At 71.2% G+C, this 17934-nt stretch carries 17 protein-coding genes; 8 read left to right on the top strand and 9 right to left on the bottom strand.

Translation table 11 applies throughout. The features are described 5' to 3' along the window. Positions 1 to 30 precede the first annotated feature (30 nt). Positions 31 to 1323 carry an MFS transporter gene (locus M8542_RS42705; protein ID WP_257926101.1) on the bottom strand — a complete coding sequence of 431 codons (1293 nt, stop codon included), beginning with the start codon at positions 1321 to 1323 and terminating at the stop codon, positions 31 to 33. Between the two features lie 202 nt (positions 1324 to 1525). Here M8542_RS42705 and M8542_RS42700 point away from each other — a divergent pair, with 202 nt between their 5' ends. After that, positions 1526 to 2107 (top strand): YqgE/AlgH family protein, encoded by a 582-nt coding sequence (locus M8542_RS42700; RefSeq protein ID WP_257926100.1) that lies wholly within the window; start codon positions 1526 to 1528, stop codon positions 2105 to 2107. On the opposite strand, the gene M8542_RS42695 is transcribed toward M8542_RS42700, so the two are convergent. Beyond that, on the bottom strand, positions 2104 to 2523 hold the full coding sequence (locus M8542_RS42695; protein ID WP_257926099.1) for an SdpI family protein: 420 nt from the start codon (positions 2521 to 2523) through the stop codon (positions 2104 to 2106). The genes M8542_RS42700 and M8542_RS42695 overlap by 4 nt on opposite strands. 65 nt (positions 2524 to 2588) lie before the next feature. On the opposite strand from M8542_RS42695, the gene M8542_RS42690 reads away from it, so the two are divergent. From M8542_RS42690 to M8542_RS42680, 3 genes are all read left to right on the top strand, one after another. Then, positions 2589 to 3749, top strand: coding sequence for an esterase-like activity of phytase family protein (locus M8542_RS42690; RefSeq protein WP_257926098.1), 1161 nt, complete (start codon positions 2589 to 2591; stop codon positions 3747 to 3749). A gap of 157 nt (positions 3750 to 3906) precedes the next feature. Next, the gene (leuS, locus tag M8542_RS42685; RefSeq protein WP_257926097.1) at positions 3907 to 6747 is read left to right on the top strand and encodes a leucine--tRNA ligase; all 2841 of its coding nucleotides are present in this window, start codon (positions 3907 to 3909) and stop codon (positions 6745 to 6747) included. 90 nt (positions 6748 to 6837) lie between these two features. Beyond that, positions 6838 to 7575, top strand: a complete 738-nt coding sequence (locus M8542_RS42680; RefSeq protein WP_257926096.1) for an SDR family oxidoreductase — start codon at positions 6838 to 6840, stop codon at positions 7573 to 7575. Here the strand turns inward: M8542_RS42680 and M8542_RS42675 are convergent. From M8542_RS42675 to M8542_RS42645, 7 genes are all read right to left on the bottom strand, one after another. Then, positions 7572 to 8309 (bottom strand): TetR/AcrR family transcriptional regulator, encoded by a 738-nt coding sequence (locus M8542_RS42675; RefSeq protein ID WP_257926095.1) that lies wholly within the window; start codon positions 8307 to 8309, stop codon positions 7572 to 7574. The genes M8542_RS42680 and M8542_RS42675 overlap by 4 nt on opposite strands. A 71-nt stretch (positions 8310 to 8380) precedes the next feature. Next, positions 8381 to 8938, bottom strand: coding sequence for a DUF3558 domain-containing protein (locus tag M8542_RS42670; RefSeq protein WP_257926094.1), 558 nt, complete (start codon positions 8936 to 8938; stop codon positions 8381 to 8383). A gap of 46 nt (positions 8939 to 8984) precedes the next feature. After that, positions 8985 to 9587, bottom strand: coding sequence for a DUF3558 domain-containing protein (locus M8542_RS42665; RefSeq protein ID WP_257926093.1), 603 nt, complete (start codon positions 9585 to 9587; stop codon positions 8985 to 8987). Continuing rightward, positions 9584 to 9892, bottom strand: a complete 309-nt coding sequence (locus tag M8542_RS42660) for a hypothetical protein (RefSeq protein WP_257926092.1) — start codon at positions 9890 to 9892, stop codon at positions 9584 to 9586. Before M8542_RS42660 ends, M8542_RS42665 begins: the two co-directional genes overlap by 4 nt. Before the next feature lie 83 nt (positions 9893 to 9975). Next, positions 9976 to 10716 carry an ESX secretion-associated protein EspG gene (locus M8542_RS42655; protein WP_257926091.1) on the bottom strand — a complete coding sequence of 247 codons (741 nt, stop codon included), beginning with the start codon at positions 10714 to 10716 and terminating at the stop codon, positions 9976 to 9978. Further along, positions 10713 to 12083 carry a hypothetical protein gene (locus M8542_RS42650; protein ID WP_257926090.1) on the bottom strand — a complete coding sequence of 457 codons (1371 nt, stop codon included), beginning with the start codon at positions 12081 to 12083 and terminating at the stop codon, positions 10713 to 10715. The genes M8542_RS42655 and M8542_RS42650 overlap by 4 nt, the downstream gene beginning before the upstream one ends. Before the next feature lie 60 nt (positions 12084 to 12143). Continuing rightward, complete coding sequence (locus M8542_RS42645) at positions 12144 to 12524, bottom strand: hypothetical protein (protein ID WP_257926089.1); 381 nt, start codon at positions 12522 to 12524, stop codon at positions 12144 to 12146. 398 nt (positions 12525 to 12922) lie between these two features. Here M8542_RS42645 and M8542_RS42640 point away from each other — a divergent pair, with 398 nt between their 5' ends. The 4 genes from M8542_RS42640 (at position 12923) to M8542_RS42625 (ending at position 17874) form a co-directional block, all read left to right on the top strand. Beyond that, the gene (locus M8542_RS42640; protein WP_257926088.1) at positions 12923 to 13792 is read left to right on the top strand and encodes a ribokinase; all 870 of its coding nucleotides are present in this window, start codon (positions 12923 to 12925) and stop codon (positions 13790 to 13792) included. Between the two features lie 28 nt (positions 13793 to 13820). Then, positions 13821 to 14558, top strand: coding sequence for a hypothetical protein (locus M8542_RS42635; protein WP_257926087.1), 738 nt, complete (start codon positions 13821 to 13823; stop codon positions 14556 to 14558). Further along, positions 14551 to 16218, top strand: coding sequence for a phosphoenolpyruvate--protein phosphotransferase (ptsP, locus tag M8542_RS42630; RefSeq protein WP_257926086.1), 1668 nt, complete (start codon positions 14551 to 14553; stop codon positions 16216 to 16218). Before M8542_RS42635 ends, ptsP begins: the two co-directional genes overlap by 8 nt. A 249-nt stretch (positions 16219 to 16467) precedes the next feature. Then, the gene (locus M8542_RS42625; RefSeq protein WP_257926085.1) at positions 16468 to 17874 is read left to right on the top strand and encodes an MFS transporter; all 1407 of its coding nucleotides are present in this window, start codon (positions 16468 to 16470) and stop codon (positions 17872 to 17874) included. Positions 17875 to 17934 lie beyond the last annotated feature (60 nt).

The raw sequence follows: 17934 nt of genomic DNA, 5'->3' as shown, positions 1-17934 counted from the left end.
CAGTGGCCGTGACCGGTTCGTACGTTTGCCTCAGCGAACGACGCGCCGGCGCGCCACCAGGTACCCGGCGCCGCCGACGAGGTAGCAGACCGTCGCGGCGATGAGCAGGCCCGGCGCGCGCCCGTCGTCGGGCACCACGAGCGCGCCGAGCGAAACCGCAGCGACCTGCGTGATGTTGAAGAGCGTGTCGTAGAGCGCGAACACCCGCCCGCGGGCTTCGTCGGCGACGTCGAGCTGGATCGACGAATCGACGCTGAGCTTCAGCACCTGACCGGCCCCGGTGATCACGAACGACGCGAGCAGCGCCAGCGGCAGCACCATCGGCAGGCCGAGCGCGGACTGCGCGATCGCGGCCACCACCAGCGAACCGAGCACCGCGCGCACCCGGCCGAACTTCCGGATCAGCCGGGCGGTCAGCAGCCCGGCGAGCAGCAGGCCCGCGCCGGCGAGGGCCGCCATCTGCCCCAGCCCGGGCAGCCCGGCGCGGAGCAGGCCGTGGTCGGTGAAGTAGTTCCGCATCAGCAGCACGGTGACCAGCAGCGACACCCCGAACGACGCCCGGTGCGCGAACAGCGCGAGGAACCCGGCGGTGACGCTCGGCGCGCGCCAGGCGTGGCGCGCGCCGTCGGCCAGCCCGCGCGCGACGGCCAGCACGGGGTTCGGCGGCTCGTCGACCACGGTCGGCCCGAGCACGCCGCGGGCGAACCCGCGGGCGATGAACGCCGAGACCAGCGTGCCGAGCACCGCGAACGCCGTGGTCTCGGCCGAGCCGACGTCGTTGCTGCCGAAGAGCGCGCGAAGGCCGATCGCGCAGCCGCCACCGATGACGGCGATGACCGAGCCGAGCGTCGTCGCGAAGGCGTTGGCGGTCACGACGCTTTCCGCGCGCACGACGTGCGGCAGCGACGCCGAGAGACCGGAGCCGATGAAGCGGGAGATGCCCTCCGCGGCCAGGGCCAGCGAAAACAGGCCGAGCCCGCCGAACCCGAGGCCGACCGCGGCGGACGCCAGGACGATCGCCAAGCCGCGAAGGAGGTTCGCGAAGATCAGCACGCGACGGCGGTCCCAGCGGTCGAGCAACGCTCCCGCGAAGGGGCCGACGACGGAGTACGGGAGCAGCAACGCGGCGAACCCACCCGCGATGGCCAGCGGGTCGGCCGCGCGTTCGGGGTTGAAGAGCACGGCGCCGGCGAGACCCGCGCGGAACACGCCGTCGCCCCAGCTGGCGGCGAAGCGCGTGAAGAGCAGACGCCGAAAGTCCGGGTCCTTGAGCAGCTCCCGGGGACCCTGTCGTGCGGTCTCCGCACCGGTGCTGATCGTCACGGAGCCAGCGTAGTAGGTGGTCGACGCACTGAGGTCGCCTCTCGGCGGCTATGCGCAGTGTGGCTCCAGCCGGACGGTATTCCACAAAGGCGGTTCTTCAGTGAGCCCGGGGGACACGGAGTGCGCCGACCAGTGTTTCAAACGAGGCGGGTGGGGCGATTGTTCCCGAGCCGAAGTAATTCGCCGCGTCGGGAGTGGGATCATGGGTCGCGTGCCAGCGGACGCCGAGGTGGAACCGGGAACGCTCCTGGTCGCCGCACCCACGATGGTCGACCCCAACTTCAAGCGGACTGTCGTGTTCGTCATCGATCACCGCGACGAAGGCACGCTCGGCGTGGTCCTCAACCGGCCGAGTGACGTCGCCGTGCACGACGTCCTGCCCAACTGGGGCGGGCACGTCGCCGAGCCGCAGGCGGTGTTCGTCGGCGGGCCGGTCGAGAAGAAGACCGCGCTGTGCCTGGCCGCGCTGCGTACCGGCGAGACGGCGTCGAGCGTGCCGGGCGTGATCGCGGTCCGCGGGCCGGTCGCGCTGGTCGACCTGGACACCGATCCCGAGGTGCTGGTGCCGAAGGTCCGCGGCGTGCGTGTGTTCGCCGGGTACGCGGGCTGGGACTCGGGTCAGCTCGCGGGCGAGATCGAGCGCGAAGACTGGGTCATCGTGCCGGCGCTGCCGAGCGACATCCTGGCCTCGCCGAACGGCGATCTGTGGAGCCAGGTGCTGCGCCGCCAGGGCATCCCCTTGGCGCTACTGGCCACCCACCCGGGCGACCTGCAGCGGAATTAGGCTTCTTCCTTCTTGAAGACGCCGCAGCCACCGGCGCCACACGCGCAGCCGCTGCACCCGGCCGGCGCGGCCGGCGCCGGGGCGGGCACGGTCAGCGCGGCGCGGTTGCCGAGCACGCCACCGCCCATGACCAGCACCAGCATGGCGAGCACGCCCGCGAACGCGGCGGCGATCAGGCCGCCGGTCGTCGGCATGGCCAGCCCGGCCAGCCCGGTGAGCACGGAGATCGCGCCACCGGCCATGGTCGGCAAGCCCGCGACGCGGTTGGCCAGCTTGAACGCTTCTTCACTGCGCAACGCCGCCTGCGTGCGCACTCCGGTGCCGCCCTCGCGCGTCAAGCGCTCACGGAACCCGAGGAACCCACCAAAGCCGACGAGCAGACCCAGCACGACCGGAACCAGCGCGATTGCGAACACGGGTCAAGGATAAGCGTGACGTCCCGGCAACCTGCCGGATACCCTGATCGACTGTGCTACAGGCCATGTCACCGCGTGTACTGCCCACCGTCCTGACCGCTGCCCTGATCGGGGGAATCCTCGCCGCCGCGCCGGCGAGCGCCACCGAGAGTCACCAGCGCCCGATCCGGCTGCTCGGCGAGCAGATCGTCCCGAACTCCCTGCAGTTCCAGGGCACGACGGTCGGCGGCCTGTCCAGCATCGACTACGACCCGCGGACCGGCGGTTACGCGCTGATCTGCGACGACCGGTCCGCGATCAACCCCGCCCGCTTCTACACAGCGACCTTCCCGGTGTCGGCGAAGGGCGTCGGCCCGGTCACCTTCACCGGCACGAAGCCGCTGCTGCGCCCGGACGGCACGCCGTACCCGCCGCTCGCGCAGAACGACCCCTCGAAGCCGCAGAACGAGCAGACGATCGACCCCGAAGAGCTGCGCGTCGACCCGTGGAGCGGCGACTACTACTGGTCGCAGGAGGGCGAGCGCACGGCGACGACGTTGATCGACCCGTCGATCCGCGAGGCGCGCCGCGACGGAAAATACGTCCGCGACCTGCCGATCCCGGCGAACGAGAAGATGACCCCGACGGCCGGCCCGCGGCAGAACCTCGTGCTCGAGGGCATCACCTTCACCGGGTTCGGCTCGCTGCTGGCCAGCGAGGTCGAGGGCCCGTTGCTGCAGGACGGCCCGGAGCCGACGACGACCACCGGCGCCCTGTCGCGGATCACCCTCCAGTCGCGGTTCGGCCCGGTCCTGGCGCAGTACGCCTACCCGCAGGAGCCGATTTTCGCGTCACCGGTGCCCGCTGGCGCGTTCGCGACCACCGGCGTCTCCTCGATGCTGGCCGTCGACCAGGCCGACCCGACGAAGTTCCTGATGATGGAGCGCTCGTTCGTCACGGGCGTCGGCAACAAGGTGCGCGTCTACGAGATCGACACCACGGGCGCCACGAACGTGCTGAACGTCAAGTCCCTGGCCGACGCCAAGCACGTCAAGCCGGTCAAGAAGCGGCTCCTCTTCGACGCGGCCGACCTCGGTCTGTCCACTGTGGACAATATCGAGGGCATGACCTGGGGCCCGAAGCTGCCGAACGGCGAGCGCAGCTTGGTCATCGTCAGCGACAACAACTTCTCGGCGACCCAGGTCACCCAGTTCGTCGCACTGGCGGTCCCCTCCGAACGGCTTTGACCAGCAAGTTACGATGTGCACATGAACACGGCTCGGCTGCTCCTTAGCCTGCCGCGCTGACCGGGTCCGGCCCGGCCGGCGCGGCGACCCCTCATGCCCTGGTGGCTGAGGGGTCGAGTTGTTTCTGGAGTAGGTCGATACGCGAAGGAAGACGGCGATGACTGAGGCGACCGGGACCGACGTCCCCGCGCACCGCTACACGGCCGCGCTGGCGGGTCAGATCGAGCAGCGCTGGCAGGACCACTGGGCCGACCAGGGGACCTTCCACGCGCCGAACCCGGTCGGGCCGCTCGCCGTCGAGGGGCAGCCGGTGCCCAGCGACAAGCTGTTCGTCCAGGACATGTTCCCGTACCCGTCGGGCTCCGGCCTGCACGTCGGGCACCCGCTGGGCTTCATCAGCACCGACGTCTTCGCCCGGTACCACCGGATGATCGGGCGCAACGTGCTGCACACGATGGGCTTCGACGCGTTCGGCCTGCCGGCCGAGCAGTACGCGGTCCAGACCGGGCAGCACCCGCGCAAGACGACCGAGGAGAACATCCGGACCTACCTGCGCCAGATCCGGCGCCTGGGCCTGGGCCACGACGAACGCCGTCGCATCTCCACGATCGACCCCGAGTACTACCGCTGGACCCAGTGGATCTTCCTGCAGATCTTCAACTCCTGGTACGACACCGAGGCCGGCGGCGCCCGCCCGATCGCCGAGCTGGAAGCCGCCTTCGCCGACGGCTCGCGCCCGGTGCCCGGTGGCCAGGACTGGACGTCGCTGAGCGCGCTGGAGCGCAAGAAGATCATCGACGATCACCGGCTGGTGTACATCTCCGAGGCGCCGGTCAACTGGTGCCCGGGCCTGGGCACGGTGCTGTCGAACGAAGAGGTCACCTCCGAGGGGCGCAGCGAGCGCGGCAACTTCCCCGTCTTCCGCCGCAACCTGCGGCAGTGGATGATGCGGATCACCGCGTACGCCGACCGCCTGGTCGACGACCTGGACCTGCTGGACTGGCCGGAGAAGGTCAAGTCCATGCAGCGGAACTGGATCGGCCGCTCGCACGGCGCCCGCGTCACGTTCAAGACCGGCGAAGACGCGATCGAGGTCTTCACGACCCGCCCGGACACGCTGTTCGGCGCCACGTACATGGTGCTGGCGCCGGAGCACCCGCTGGTCGACAAGCTGACGTCGGCTTCGTGGCCCGCCGACGTCGACTCGCGGTGGACCGGTGGTGCCTCGACGCCTGCCGAGGCCATCAAGGAGTACCGCGTCGCCGCGTCGCGGAAGTCCGAGCTGGACCGGCAGGAGAACAAGGAGAAGACCGGCGTCTTCACCGGCGCGTACGCGACGAACCCGGTCAACGACAAGCAGATCCCGATCTTCGTCGCCGACTACGTCCTGATGGGCTACGGCACCGGCGCGATCATGGCCGTGCCCGGCCAGGACGTCCGCGACTGGGAGTTCGCCGAGAAGTTCGGGCTGGACATCGTCCGGACCGTGCAGCCGTCGGACGGCTTCGACGGCAAGGCCTTCACCGGCGACGGTCCCGCGATCAACTCCGGCTTCCTGGACGGCATGGACGTCGCCGAAGCCAAGAAGACGATCATCGACTGGCTGGCCGAAAAGGGTGCCGGCACCGGGACCGTGCAGTACAAGCTGCGCGACTGGCTGTTCTCGCGCCAGCGCTACTGGGGCGAGCCGTTCCCGGTGGTCTACGACTCCGATGGGGAAGTCCACGCCGTTCCCGAGTCGATGCTGCCGATCGAGCTGCCCGAGGTCGCCGACTACTCGCCGGTGACGTTCGACCCGGAGGACCGCGACTCGATGCCGTCGTCGCCGCTGGCGCGCGCGACGGACTGGGTCGAGGTCGAGCTGGACCTGGGCGACGGCGTCAAGAAGTACCGCCGCGACATCAACACGATGCCGAACTGGGCGGGTTCCTGCTGGTACCAGCTGCGCTACCTGGACCCGACGAACGCCGAGACGTTCTGCGCGCCGGAGAACGAGCAGTACTGGATGGGCCCGCGCCCGGGCGAGTACGGCGCGGACGACACCGGCGGCGTCGACCTGTACGTCGGCGGCGTCGAGCACGCGGTGCTGCACCTGCTGTACTCGCGGTTCTGGCACAAGGTGCTGTTCGACCTGGGGCACGTGACGTCCAAGGAGCCGTACCGGAAGCTGTTCAACCAGGGCTACATCGAGGCGTACGCGTACACCGACTCGCGCGGTGTCTACGTCCCGGCCGAGCAGGTCGAGGAGCGCGACGGGAAGTACTTCTTCGAAGGCGAAGAGGTCACCCAGGAGTACGGCAAGATGGGCAAGAGCCTGAAGAACGTCGTCACGCCGGACGAGATGGCCGAGAACTACGGCGCCGACACGTTCCGGTTCTACGAGATGGCGATGGGCCCGCTGGCCATGTCGCGCCCGTGGGCGACCAAGGACGTCGTGGGCGCGCACCGGTTCCTGCAGCGGCTGTGGCGCCTGGTCGTCGACGAGACGACCGGCGAGCTGCGAGTGTCCACTGAGGACGCTTCGGAGGCGGACCGCAAGGCACTGCACAAGACCGTCGCCGGCGTCCGCGAGGACTACGCGGAGATGCGGTTCAACACGGCCGGCGCGAAGCTGATCGAGCTGAACAACCACGTCACCAAGGTGTACGGCGCGGCCGCGTCGACGCCGCGTGAGCTGGCCGAGCCGCTGGTGCTGATGCTGGCGCCGCTGGCCCCGCACCTGGCGGAGGAGCTGTGGCACCGGCTGGGTCACGCGGATTCGCTGGTGCAGGGCCCGTTCCCGGTGGTGGACGAGAAGTACCTGGTCGAGGACTCGGTCGAGTACCCGATCCAGGTCAACGGCAAGGTCCGCTCCCGGGTGACGGTGCCGGCTTCGGCGTCGCAGGACGAGGTCCAGGCGGCGGCGCTGGCGGACGAGAAGGTCGCGGCGATGGTCGGCGAAGGCGGGCCGCGCAAGGTGATCGTGGTGCCGGGGCGGCTGGTCAACATCGTCCTGTAGCGCCCTGTCCGAAAGCCGCCGGTGCTTTCAACGCGTTCTCGATTTGATTGAACGGTCAAGGAAATCCGTTCGATCGAAGGAGAACCGGGGATGACCCTCGACGGCAAGGTGGCACTGGTGACGGGCGGCAGCCGCGGCATCGGCGCGGCCACGGCACTGCGGCTCGCCGAGGACGGCGCGGACGTCGCGCTGACGTACCAGCACAACGGCGAGCGGGCGGCCGAGGTGGTCGAGCAGATCAAGCACCTCGGCCGTCGCGCGCTGGCGATCCAGGCGGACTCGGCGGACGCCGCCGCGGTGTCGGCCGCCGTTTCGGCCACGGCGGCGGAGTTCGGCCGGCTGGACGTGCTGGTGAACAACGCGGGCGTCGGGTTCGTGGGCGCGTTCGATGAGACTTCGCTGGAAGACGTCGACCGCGTGCTGGCGGTGAACGTCCGCGGCGTGTTCGCGACGACCCAGGCCGCGGCCGGGGTGCTGAGCGACGGCGGCCGCGTGATCACGATCGGCAGCTGCGTGACCGACCGCGTGCCCGGCCCGGGCATGGCGCTGTACGCGACGAGCAAGGCGGCGATGGTCGGCCTGACCAAGGCGCTGGCCCGCGAGCTGGGCGGGCGCGGCATCACGGTCAACCTGGTCCACCCGGGCCCGACGGACACGGACATGAACCCGGCCGACGGCCCGTACGCGGCCGACCAGCGCGCGTCGACGGCGTTCGACCGCTACGGAAAGCCGTCGGAGGTGGCCGCGGCGGTCGCGTACCTGGCCTCACCGGGCGCCGAGTACGTGACGGCGGCGGTGCTGTCGGTGGACGGCGGCCACGCGGCCTAACCGGAGTAGAGCCCGATCTCCCGGGCGAGGTCGATGAGCATCGCCTCGAACAGGACGTCCGGCTTGGACATCGGGATCGGGTAGTTGCCGAAGACCTCGAGCGTGACGTGCCCGTAGAGCCGGGCCCAGAACTGGATCATCAGGTACGTCACGCCGAGGTCGAGCTTCTCCACCGGAACGTCGTGGTCGGCCTCGGAGAGCACGGCGCTCAGCGACTCCTGGAAGGTCGTGAAGTCGTCCCGCAGCTCATCGGGCACGTTGCCGGCGGACGGCAGCACGATGTCGGTCCGCGCGAGCACCCGCCCGGCGGCGGCGAGGAAGATCCGCCCGAAGGGCTCATCAACCCGGCTCAGCGCAGACCCGGCAGCGGACCCGACCCCACCGGTCGGCGACGCGAAGACGAGCGTGAATTCCTTCGTGTGGGTGAGCGCCCACCGCCGGAAGCCCTTGCAGATCGCGAACAGCTGCAGGATGCCGTCATCGGGCAGCTCGGCGATCTCTTCGGCGAGGTCGTCGGCCAGGTCGGCGCAGACGTCGAGCCGTAGGTTCTCGACGAGGTCATCGCGGGATTCGTAGTACCGGTAGAGCGCGGGCGCGGTGATCCCCAGCTCCCGCGCGATGGCACGCAGGGTGACCGCCTCGGGCCCCTGCTCGACGAGCAGCTTCCGGGCGGTCCGGCGGATGTCCTGTTCGGTAGCCGCTCGCGCGCGACCCCTCCGCGTGGGGTGGCTCATCCGAACAGTCTAGGCGCTTACTACGACAAATCTTGCATTAACGCGATCTCCGGCGTAACGAAAGGTGCAGCTCAGGCCCGCGCCTTGAGGTTGGTGAGCACGGTGTCGGCCACACCCCGCCCGAGCTGGCAGGTATCCTTGCCGGCTTGGACGGCTGAGTCACCGATGCTCAGTGAAACCGTGTACGCCAGCTCGTCGGAGATGCCGACGACGATCACGCAGGTCCGGTTGTCGGTCGTCCCGGTGTCGACGTAGCCGACCGCGGGATAACCCTGGATCGGTTCGAGGTCGTCGACCCAGCGCTTGGCCTTCGGCTTTTCGTTCTTGTAGGGAAGGCTGAGCCCCTCCCCGGTCTTGGTGTCGTAACCGACCAAGATGCCGGCCGAGCTGCCGGAGGAACTGTTCCAGTCGCACGTGCGACCCAGCACCGTGTCGTCCGGCTTGGGTGCCCTTGTTTCTCCGAGGTAGCCGGTGACCTGTTCGGCCGTCAGAGCCGAGTCGCACGGGCTGCCGTCCAACACGGTCGCCGGGAGCGGGTTGCCGACCTCCGGAGCACCGTCGTGCGGAAGAGCCGCCACACTCGACAGCGCTGGACTGGCCGACCCACGTTCGCCGCCACACCCAGCCACCAGCAGAAGCCCACCGACCGCGGCGACTCGCGACCAAGCAGCCAACCTAGACCCGCGCCTTGAGGTTGGTCATCACCATGTCCGCGACGGTGCGGCCGAGCTCGCAAGCGTCCTTCCCGTCCGCGGCGGCCTTGTCTCCCAGGGTCAGTGTCACGCCGTAGGTCAGCTCGTCGCTCACGCCGACGACCACGTTGCACAGCCGCTTGTCGGACTGATCTCCGTAGGCGATCGCCGGGTAGGTCTGGACCGGCTCGAGCTCCTTCCACAACGTGGACTTCGGCTTCGTGTTCTTGTAGGAAAGGCTGATTCCCTGGTCCGACTTCGTGTCGTAGCCGACCGTCAGCCCGGCCCCGCTCCCCGATGAGCTGTCCCACTGGCAGAGCGGCCCGAGTGCCTCGTCTTGGGACTTCCCTTGGCCGGTGTCACCCAGCACGTCGCTGACCTGCGTGGCGGTGAGAGCGGTGTCGCACGGGCTGCCGTCGAGCACCTTGGCCGGGAGCGGGTTCTCGACCTTGGGAGCCCCGCTGTTGGGCAACTCGGCCGCCGGGGACGTGGAGGCCGGTTGCGCTGTCCCGCGCTCGCCGGTGCATCCGGCCAGCAGCACCGCGCACGCGGTGACGACGGTGAGGGTGGTGCTTCGCCTGGTCATTCGGCCATCCCGCGTTTCTTGGTGGTCTCGGCTGCCTGCTCGTCGACTGCTTCGGTGATCCCCAGCGCTTTCCGGAGCCGGCTGATCAACTCGGTCAGGTACCCGTATTGGTAGCGGAGGTGACCTTCGTAGTAGCGGCCGGCCGCGTTGATGCCGTTCTCGCCGTTCACCGCGGCGTTGCTGGCCGGTTCGTCGGCCGGCGGGTCAGCACGGGAAAGGTACGACGCCGTGCGGTACTGCTCGTTGATCTCCTTGCGGAGGTTCTCCGCCTTCTTGAGCATCGACCGCATCTCCTCGGAGCTCATCGCGAACCCCTGCCCACCAGCCGGCGCCGAAGCCCCACCAACCAGATCAGTGGCCCAAAACCCGACCCCGCTGAAAAACCCGGTCATCGTCCCCCCATTCCGTTCAGCGTCGCGTACAGCACGTCGACCAGCGCACCCCGGGTCCCCGGCTGGAAACTGACCATTCGCTCGCGGCCCGGGTACACGTACGTCAGCACCCGCCCCTCCCCGGCGACGTCCACCGCCGTGATCGGCGCACTGCGAGAACCCCGGTTGACCGCGTAGCACTGATGCAGCCCCGTCCGCCGGGCCGCCATCAGCCGCCGCGCCCACGGCAGCGGGTCGCGGCCGCGATCGAGGGTCGGGTCCGCCAGGTCGTAAGACTGCTCCACCGCGCGGCCCGAGAACCGCCCCTCCGGGATCGACACCGGGGAAATCCGCGCCGGCGGCACCGGCGGCAGGACGTCCACCAGCGACTCGGCCAGCCTCGACGGCTCCACCCGGTCGATCCGGACCTGGTCGTTCTTGCGGACCAGCCGGACCACGTCCGGGCCGTCCGCCGACACCAGGACCGCGCCCGATTCGTCCGCCTCGATGTCGCCCAGCCACGCCGTGAACTGGTGGGCGCCCTTCGCCAGGACGCGCAGCACCTCACGGAACTCGCGCGTCAGCGTGCCGCCCGTCGCGAGGCGCAGGGAAGCCAGGACGTCGAGCACCTTCTCCTCGACGCGCTTGCGGGTCTCGTCGCCCAGCCAGAGGTTGTCGGCGCCGAGGACCGCCGGTGGTGGGCCGTGCCGCTCCCACTCCCACGCCGTCAGCAGCGCGGCCTTGGGCAGGAAAATCACAGCCCGATCACCGGCGGCACAGTCCGTTCGTCGGAGCCGCCGAAGACGCTCTCCGGGTCGGCTTCCACCAGGTACGACGCGCGCTGGTGCTCTTCGTCCTCGGACTTGCCGCCCTTGGCGCCGTGGCCCATGCCGCCCATTCCGGACGAACCCGGCTTGCCCGTCGCGCCGGGGCGCATTCCGCCGGCCGTGCCAGGACGTCCTTCGCCCAGCGCCCCGGCTCCCGTGGACGCACCCGGTCCGCGGGAGCCCGAGCTGGTGCCAGACGAGCCCGGACCGAAACCACCAGGGCCGGAGCCGCTGCCCGGCCCGAATCCGCCGCCCACACCGAAGCCGGGGCCGAAACCGCCGCCGGCTCCCGGGCCGGAGCCGGGACCGAAGCCCGGTCCCGTTCCCGGTGGCTGGTAGCCCGGCGGGAACTGCGTCGACGTCGGCGGCACGTAACCCTGCGCCCGGACGCTGTCGTCCACCCCCGGCGGCACCGAGCCCGGCGGCGGCGTCACCTGACCCGGCGGCTGGACCGGCTGAACCGGCGGGTGGACCGCCGGCGGCGGCTGCACCTGCGAGCCGATCGACCGGTCGTCACCGCCGCCGACGTCGGAACGCGCCCGCTTCTTCGGCGGCTCGACCGGGTCCTTCGGGTCCTCCACCGTGAAGTCGCCGCCGGTGTACTCGCGGAGCTGGCCGTAGTCGATCGTGCGGTTCGCGGTGTTCGAGCTCGACTGCTGCGAGTACGCGTTGTACCGCTCGACGTTCTCCGAGGCCTTCTGGTTGTACTGGTTGATCTTGTCTTCGGTGTCGGTGTCCCACGGCGTCGCGACGTCCCAGGCGCTGCGGGTCGGCGGCTGGTCGGTGACGTCCGGGTGCAGCGAGTTCTTCATCAGGTGGAACTGGTCGATCTGCGTCTGGGCCAGCGTCGAGTTGCGGTCCAGGGTCGTGGACGCCGATGTTGCAGACGCCGTCAGCGGCTGGAGCCGTTCGCGGGCCGCGTCCGAAGCGCCGCCGGTCCACGCGGATTCGAGGCCGCTGGTCAGCTCGCGCGTGCCCTGTTCGAGCCGGCGCTGGTACGTCGACTGGTCGACGCCCGCCTGGTGCACCGACTGCAGCGAGCCGGTGCCCGGCCCGCGCATGACGGCCTGGACCAGCTGCCCCGGTGACAACCCCGCGGCCTGCGGGTTCGCGGCCCCGGTACCTGTTTGCGACGCGACGTACGCACCCGCGACGGCGCCGATCGGCCCGCCCGCGAGCGCGCCGATCCCGGCGCCGGTCATGACCTTGCCGATCCCCTCGGCGCCGGACTCGACCGTGTGCGCTATTTCCGATCCGACGTGCTTCGCGGCATCGAGCATGTCGCCGAACAACCCCACCGAACAGCGCTCCCCTCGCGTTCGATCACCCCTCTTGCGTTACGCACAATAGCGCACCGGTTACGTCCGGTGGGTCGAATCGACCTGGTCAGGCACCCGCACCTGCCGCCGGGTCAGCGGCCGCAGCAGCCACATGCACACCACGGACATGCCGAGCGCGCAGAAGAAGTGCACGGCCCAGGCCCCGATCAGCGAGGGACCGCCCCACGACCCGGCCGCGCCGGCCTCGGTCCAGAAGAACCCGAAGGTCGCGATCCGGCCGACGAGGTACCAGACCAGCAACGCGACCGGGAACGCCGCGACACCGGCGAGGAAGCCATCGTGGCGCGGTTCGGCGTCCAGCCAGCGCTTCGCCAGGCGTCTCCGCGCCCTCGGCCCGGCCAGGTAAGCGGGGAGCGCGAGGACCGCGTAGATCGTTCGTTTCCAGTCGGCGATGTTCATGGCTCGCACGCTATGGGCCGCTGAGCTGCCGAAACACCCGGTTGGCCGCCCGCTCGGGTGGGGAAACCCGGGGATTCGCGGCGCCGGGGCAGGGCGCCGCCGACGCCGATCACTCGGGGGGCTACGTGATCGGCGCCGGCGACCCGATGCCCTGTCCGGCTCACGCCGGCTGGGGCAACGTCACCACGCTCGCGTGATGACGCGTCAGGAGAGCGGGACCGGTCCGCGAAGTGACGGCCGGGGGACGGACATCCCCCGATCGAGTGACGGGCATCCGCTGCTCGCATGATTGTCGCACTCAACGCCGGATAAGTTACAAAAACCTTCACTTTCCTCACCGGCGCCGTTCCGACCTGGTCGGACGGCTGTCGTGGCGGCTCTCATGGGACAGTGCGGAGATGAACTCCGACGTGCTCGTTGTGGGATCCGCCAACGCCGACCTGGTCGTCACGGTGGACCGGCGGCCGGCCGGCGGCGAGACGGTGCTGGGCGGCGACACCGTGCTTTCGCCGGGCGGCAAGGGGGCCAACACGGCGGTCGCGGCGGGGCGGCTCGGGGCGGACGTCGCGCTGCTCGGCGCGGTCGGCGACGACCCGTACGGCCGGCTGCTGCTCGACTCGCTGCGCGCGGCGGGCGTCGACACCGGACTGGTCCGGACCAGTGAGCGGCCGACCGGGATCGCCTACATCACCGTCACCCCCGACGGCGAGAACGCGATCCTCGTGTCCCCCGGCGCCAACTCGAGTCTCGAGCCCGCCGACGTCGACGCCGTGTTCGACGGCGTCGAGGTCATGGTCGCCTCGCTCGAAGTGCCGCTGCCGACGATCGAGCACGCCGTCGCGCGGGCCGCCGAGAAGGGCGTCAAGGTCCTGCTGAACCTGTCGCCCGCGGCGAAGCTCTCCCCGGAAACGCTCGGGAAGCTCGACGTCCTGCTCGTCAACGAGCACGAGGCCGCCTGGCTGACCGGGCCCGGCGCGGACTTCCGCACACTGCTCGACCTCGGGCCGCGTGCCGCCGTCGTCACGCTCGGCGCGGCGGGCGTGGTCGTCGTCGAAGCAGACGAGATGACCGAGGTGGCGTCGCCGAAGGTCGAGGCCGTCGACACCACCGGCGCCGGTGACGCCTTCGCGGGCGCGCTCGCGGCGTCGCTCGCCGACGGCGCCGACCTGGTGGCCGCGGCGGAGCGTGCGGTGCGCGTCGCGGCCTTCAGCGTGACGCGGCCCGGGGCCCAGCCGTCCTACCCGACCGCCGCCGACCTGGGGGAATGATCATCCGGACGGCTGTGTTGCACCGCACATGGGCGACTCGTTCGGCTCGGCCTGGTGGCGTGGCTATGCCGCTCAGCTGAGGGCGGTGGCGGAGGCGCGGCGGCCCGACCGGCTGGCGATCATGCCGCTCGAGGAGACGCTGAAGGCGCTCGGCAAGCAGTACGAGCTCGACGACGGCGTCTACGACGTGCCGCTGGAGGGCATCGTCGGGACGGTCGCCCGCGCCGGCGACTTCGACCGCGAGTTCCGGCCGCGCAACCGGGCGCTGCGCGAGCGCTGGGAGTACCTGACGCGCACGTCGGCCGACCTCCCGCCGGTGCGGCTCGTGCGGCTGGCCGACATGTTCTTCGTCGAGGACGGCCACCACCGCGTCGCCATCGCCCGGGCGCGCGAAGCTCGCGTCATCCGCGCGCGGGTCCGCCGGATCTGCACGATCGCCTCGGCGATGCGTTGCCTGACCCTCGCGGACCTGCCGTCGAAGACCGCCGAGCGGATGTTCCTCGAGCGCGTCCCGCTGCCCGACGACGTCCGGCTGGGGCTCTGGCTCGACGACCCGGCCGACTGGTTCCGGCTCGCCGACTCGGCCGAGGCCTGGGGTTTCCGCCGTATGCTGGCCGGGCGGCCGGTCCACAGCCGGGACGAACTGGCCGAAGCCTGGTGGCACGAGGAGGTCGGGCCGGTGCTCGAACAGGTACGTCGACGCGGCTTGTGCCCGCCACCACGAGATATCCAGGCCTATCTGAGCTATGGTCTAGACCATGTCTGAGTTGGATGCCGCCTCCGCTGAGCAGCGTACGTCGGCGGAGTTCTTGTCCGGGGTCGCCGTCAGCCCCGGCCGCGCGAGTGGTCCCGTCGTCCGCGTCGCGGAGCCGCTCGGTGAACCCGCCGCCACCCCCGCCCCGGCCGATCCCGCCGCCGAGGCCGCCCGGATCGCCCCGGCCGCCGAAGCCGTCGCCGCGCGGCTGGAGAAGCAGGCCGAGACCGCGACCGGCGAGGCGGCCACAATTCTCATCACGACGGCCGCGATGGCCGCCGACCCGGCGCTCGCCTCGCAGGCGCAGCAGCTGGTCCAGACACAGGGGCTGCCCGCCGCGCGTGCCGTCTACCAGTCGGCCGAGGGCTTCGCCGAGGCGCTGGCCGCCGCGGGCGGGTACATGGCGGAGCGCGTCCGCGACGTCCGCGACGTGCGGGACCGGCTGATCGCCGAGCTGCTCGGGATCGCGCCGCCGGGGGTGCCCGAGCTGGCGTCGCCGAGCGTCCTGGTCGCGCGCGACCTCGCGCCGGCCGACACCGCGGGCCTCGACCCGGCGAAGGTGCTCGCCCTGGTCACCGAAGAAGGCGGCCCGACCAGCCACACGGCGATCCTCGCGCGGGCGCTGGGCATCCCGGCCGTCGTCGCGGTGCGCGGGCTGCTCGCCCTGGACGCGGACGCGCTGGCCGTCGACGGCGACACCGGCGCGGTCGAGGTCGTGGACCCGTCGGCGCCGGTCGTCACGGCGACGGTCGCGCAGCTGGCGGAGTGGAACGGCACGGGCGCGACGGCCGACGGCCAGCGCGTGAAGGTCTACGGCAACGTCGGCTCCCCGGCCGACGCCCAGGCGGCGGCCGAAGCGGGCGCGGAAGGTGTCGGGCTGTTCCGCACCGAGTTCTGCTACCTGGACGCCTCGGACGAGCCGTCGGTCGCCGACCAGCGCGCGGCGTACACGGCGGTGCTCTCGCCGTTCCGCGGCAAGCCGGTGATCGTCCGGACCCTGGACGCGGGCGCCGACAAGCCGCTGGCGTTCCTGTCGCCGGAGGCCGAGCCGAACCCGGCGCTCGGCGTGCGCGGGCTGCGCGTGGCGTTCGACCGCCCGGAGGTGCTGGACCGTCAGCTCGAGGCGATCGCCGGCGCGGCCGCCGACTCGGGCGCCGAGGTTTCGGTGATGGCCCCGATGGTCGCGACGGTCGAGGAAGCGGCCTGGTTCGCCGAGCGCGTCCGGGCGGCGGGCATCGCCCGGGCGGGCGTGATGATCGAGATCCCGGCGGCGGCGCTGAGCGCCCGCGAGATCCTCGAGGCGGTCGACTTCGTCTCGGTCGGCACGAACGACCTGGCCCAGTACACGTTCGCGGCGGACCGCCAGCTGGGCGCGGTGGCGAAGCTCAACGACCCCTGGCAGCCGGGCCTGCTGCGCCTGCTGAAGCTGATCGGCGACGCGGCCAAGGCGACGGGCAAGCCGGCCGGCGTGTGCGGCGAGGCCGCGGCGGACCCGCGGCTGGCGCTCGTCCTGGCGGGCCTGGGCCTGACGAGCTTGTCGATGAACGCCCCGGCGGTCCGTTCGGTGGGCGCGAGCCTGGCTTCGACGACGCTCGCGGAGTGCGAGGCGCTGGCCGAGGCGGCGTTGGCGACGTCCGACCCGGCGGCGGCGCGCGCGGCCGCTCGTCCCTGAGCTACTCCGTTTTCTTGGGGGTGCCCCCCCACTTTCAGTCTATCGGCCATCACCGACAGTGCTGACCTGTGCGACGCTGGCCGGGCGCGGTTGTCCACATTAATCGAGGGGTGTGGACAACCCGTCCCAAACCGTGAAGGCCGCCTGCCAACCAAGGCGGCCTTCACGGCGAATTTCCGGCAGGCTGTCGATTCCGGCCCGGCCCGCTCGACGAGGGAGTGAGAGCACCCGAGCCGAGAGGACGCAGCCATGACCATCACCGCCGAAGCGACACAGCCGGTCGAGACGCCGGCCGGCGCAGGGAGGGCCGGGCGCCGGGAGTGGATCGGCCTCGCCGTGCTCGCGCTGCCCACCCTGCTCGTCTCGCTCGACGTCTTCGTCCTCGTCCTCGCGCTGCCGAAGCTCGCCGCCGGGCTGCACGCCGACGGCACCCAGCAGCTGTGGATCATGGACACCTACGGCTTCATGGTCGCCGGGTTCATGGTCACCATGGGGACCCTCGGGGACCGGATCGGGCGGCGGAAACTGCTGCTCATCGGGGCCGCGGCCTTCGGGCTCGCCTCCGTCGGCGCGGCCTTCGCCCCCAGTGCCGGCGTGCTCATCGCCGCGCGGGCCGTGCTCGGGATCGCCGGGGCCACGCTCGCGCCGTCGACGCTTTCGCTCATCGGGACCATGTTCAAGGACCCGCAGCAGCGCGCGCAGGCCATCGGCATCTGGGCCGGCTGCTTCACCGTCGGCGCGATCATCGGCCCGATGGTCGGCGGGGTCCTGCTCGAGCACTTCTGGTGGGGCTCGGTCTTCCTGCTCGGCGTGCCCGCCATGGTCCTGCTGCTCGTCATCGGCCCGAAGCTGCTGCCCGAGTACCGCGACGAGCACGCCGGCCGGCTCGACCTGCCCAGCGTGTTCCTCTCCCTCGCCGCCATCCTGCCCGCCGTCTACGGCGTCAAGGAGCTGGCTCGAGACGGCTTCCACCCGGTCCCGGCAACCGCGCTGATCATCGGCCTGGCCGTCGGGTACGTCTTCTACCAGCGGCAACGCGCGCTGAAGGATCCGCTCGTCGACTTCAGCCTCTTCACCGCGAAGGCCTTCCGCACCACGCTCGGCGGGATGCTCCTGTTCAGCATGCTCGGCGGGACGACGATGCTCTTCACCGCGCAGTTCCTGCAGGTCGCGCAGCACCTTTCGCCGGTCGGGGCGGCACTCGGGCTGCTGCCCGGGATGACCGCCTCCACCGTCAGCTTCCTCGCCGCGCCGCACCTCGCGCGCCGGGTCAAGACGAACGTCCTCATCGCCGGCGGGGTCGCCCTCGCCGCCGCCGGGATGGCGGTGCTCGCCCTCGCCGACCCCGCCGCCGGACCGGTGTGGCCCGCGATCGGGTTCGCCGTGACGTCGCTGGGCGTCGGGCCGATGGTCGCCCTCGGGACCGACCTCGTCGTCGGTTCGGTGCCGGTGCGCAAGGCCGGCGCCGCCGCCTCGCTCGCGCAGACCGTCAACGAGTTCGGCTACGCCATCGGGATCGCGACCGTCGGCACGCTGGGCAACGCCGTCGCCCGCGCGCACGGCTTCGCCGCCGGCCTCCACGTCGTCGCCGGGCTGGCCGCCGTCGCGTTCGCCGCGCTCGTCTTCTTCGTGGCGCGGAACCTCCGGGCCGCCTGAAACCGGCGAAGGCCTCCCCACCCGATGCCTGGGTGGGGAGGCCTTCTTGACGCCGGGGGC

It is taken from the genome of Amycolatopsis iheyensis (genome assembly GCF_024703995.1).
In the GTDB taxonomy this organism is placed as follows: domain Bacteria; phylum Actinomycetota; class Actinomycetes; order Mycobacteriales; family Pseudonocardiaceae; genus Amycolatopsis; species Amycolatopsis iheyensis.
This window is presented reverse-complemented; position numbering and strand designations above follow the sequence as displayed.

What these genes read in the sequence shown, in the direction of transcription:
- M8542_RS42700 (WP_257926100.1), top strand. Translation starts at nt 1,526, where the DNA reads ATGGGTCGCGTGCCAGCGGACGCCGAGGTGGAACCGGGAACGCTCCTG.
- M8542_RS42690 (WP_257926098.1), top strand. Translation starts at nt 2,589, where the DNA reads ATGTCACCGCGTGTACTGCCCACCGTCCTGACCGCTGCCCTGATCGGG.
- leuS (WP_257926097.1), top strand. Translation starts at nt 3,907, where the DNA reads ATGACTGAGGCGACCGGGACCGACGTCCCCGCGCACCGCTACACGGCC.
- M8542_RS42680 (WP_257926096.1), top strand. Translation starts at nt 6,838, where the DNA reads ATGACCCTCGACGGCAAGGTGGCACTGGTGACGGGCGGCAGCCGCGGC.
- M8542_RS42675 (WP_257926095.1), bottom strand. Translation starts at nt 8,309, where the DNA reads ATGAGCCACCCCACGCGGAGGGGTCGCGCGCGAGCGGCTACCGAACAG.
- M8542_RS42665 (WP_257926093.1), bottom strand. Translation starts at nt 9,587, where the DNA reads ATGACCAGGCGAAGCACCACCCTCACCGTCGTCACCGCGTGCGCGGTG.
- M8542_RS42660 (WP_257926092.1), bottom strand. Translation starts at nt 9,892, where the DNA reads ATGAGCTCCGAGGAGATGCGGTCGATGCTCAAGAAGGCGGAGAACCTC.
- M8542_RS42645 (WP_257926089.1), bottom strand. Translation starts at nt 12,524, where the DNA reads ATGAACATCGCCGACTGGAAACGAACGATCTACGCGGTCCTCGCGCTC.
- M8542_RS42640 (WP_257926088.1), top strand. Translation starts at nt 12,923, where the DNA reads ATGAACTCCGACGTGCTCGTTGTGGGATCCGCCAACGCCGACCTGGTC.
- M8542_RS42635 (WP_257926087.1), top strand. Translation starts at nt 13,821, where the DNA reads ATGGGCGACTCGTTCGGCTCGGCCTGGTGGCGTGGCTATGCCGCTCAG.
- ptsP (WP_257926086.1), top strand. Translation starts at nt 14,551, where the DNA reads ATGTCTGAGTTGGATGCCGCCTCCGCTGAGCAGCGTACGTCGGCGGAG.
- M8542_RS42625 (WP_257926085.1), top strand. Translation starts at nt 16,468, where the DNA reads ATGACCATCACCGCCGAAGCGACACAGCCGGTCGAGACGCCGGCCGGC.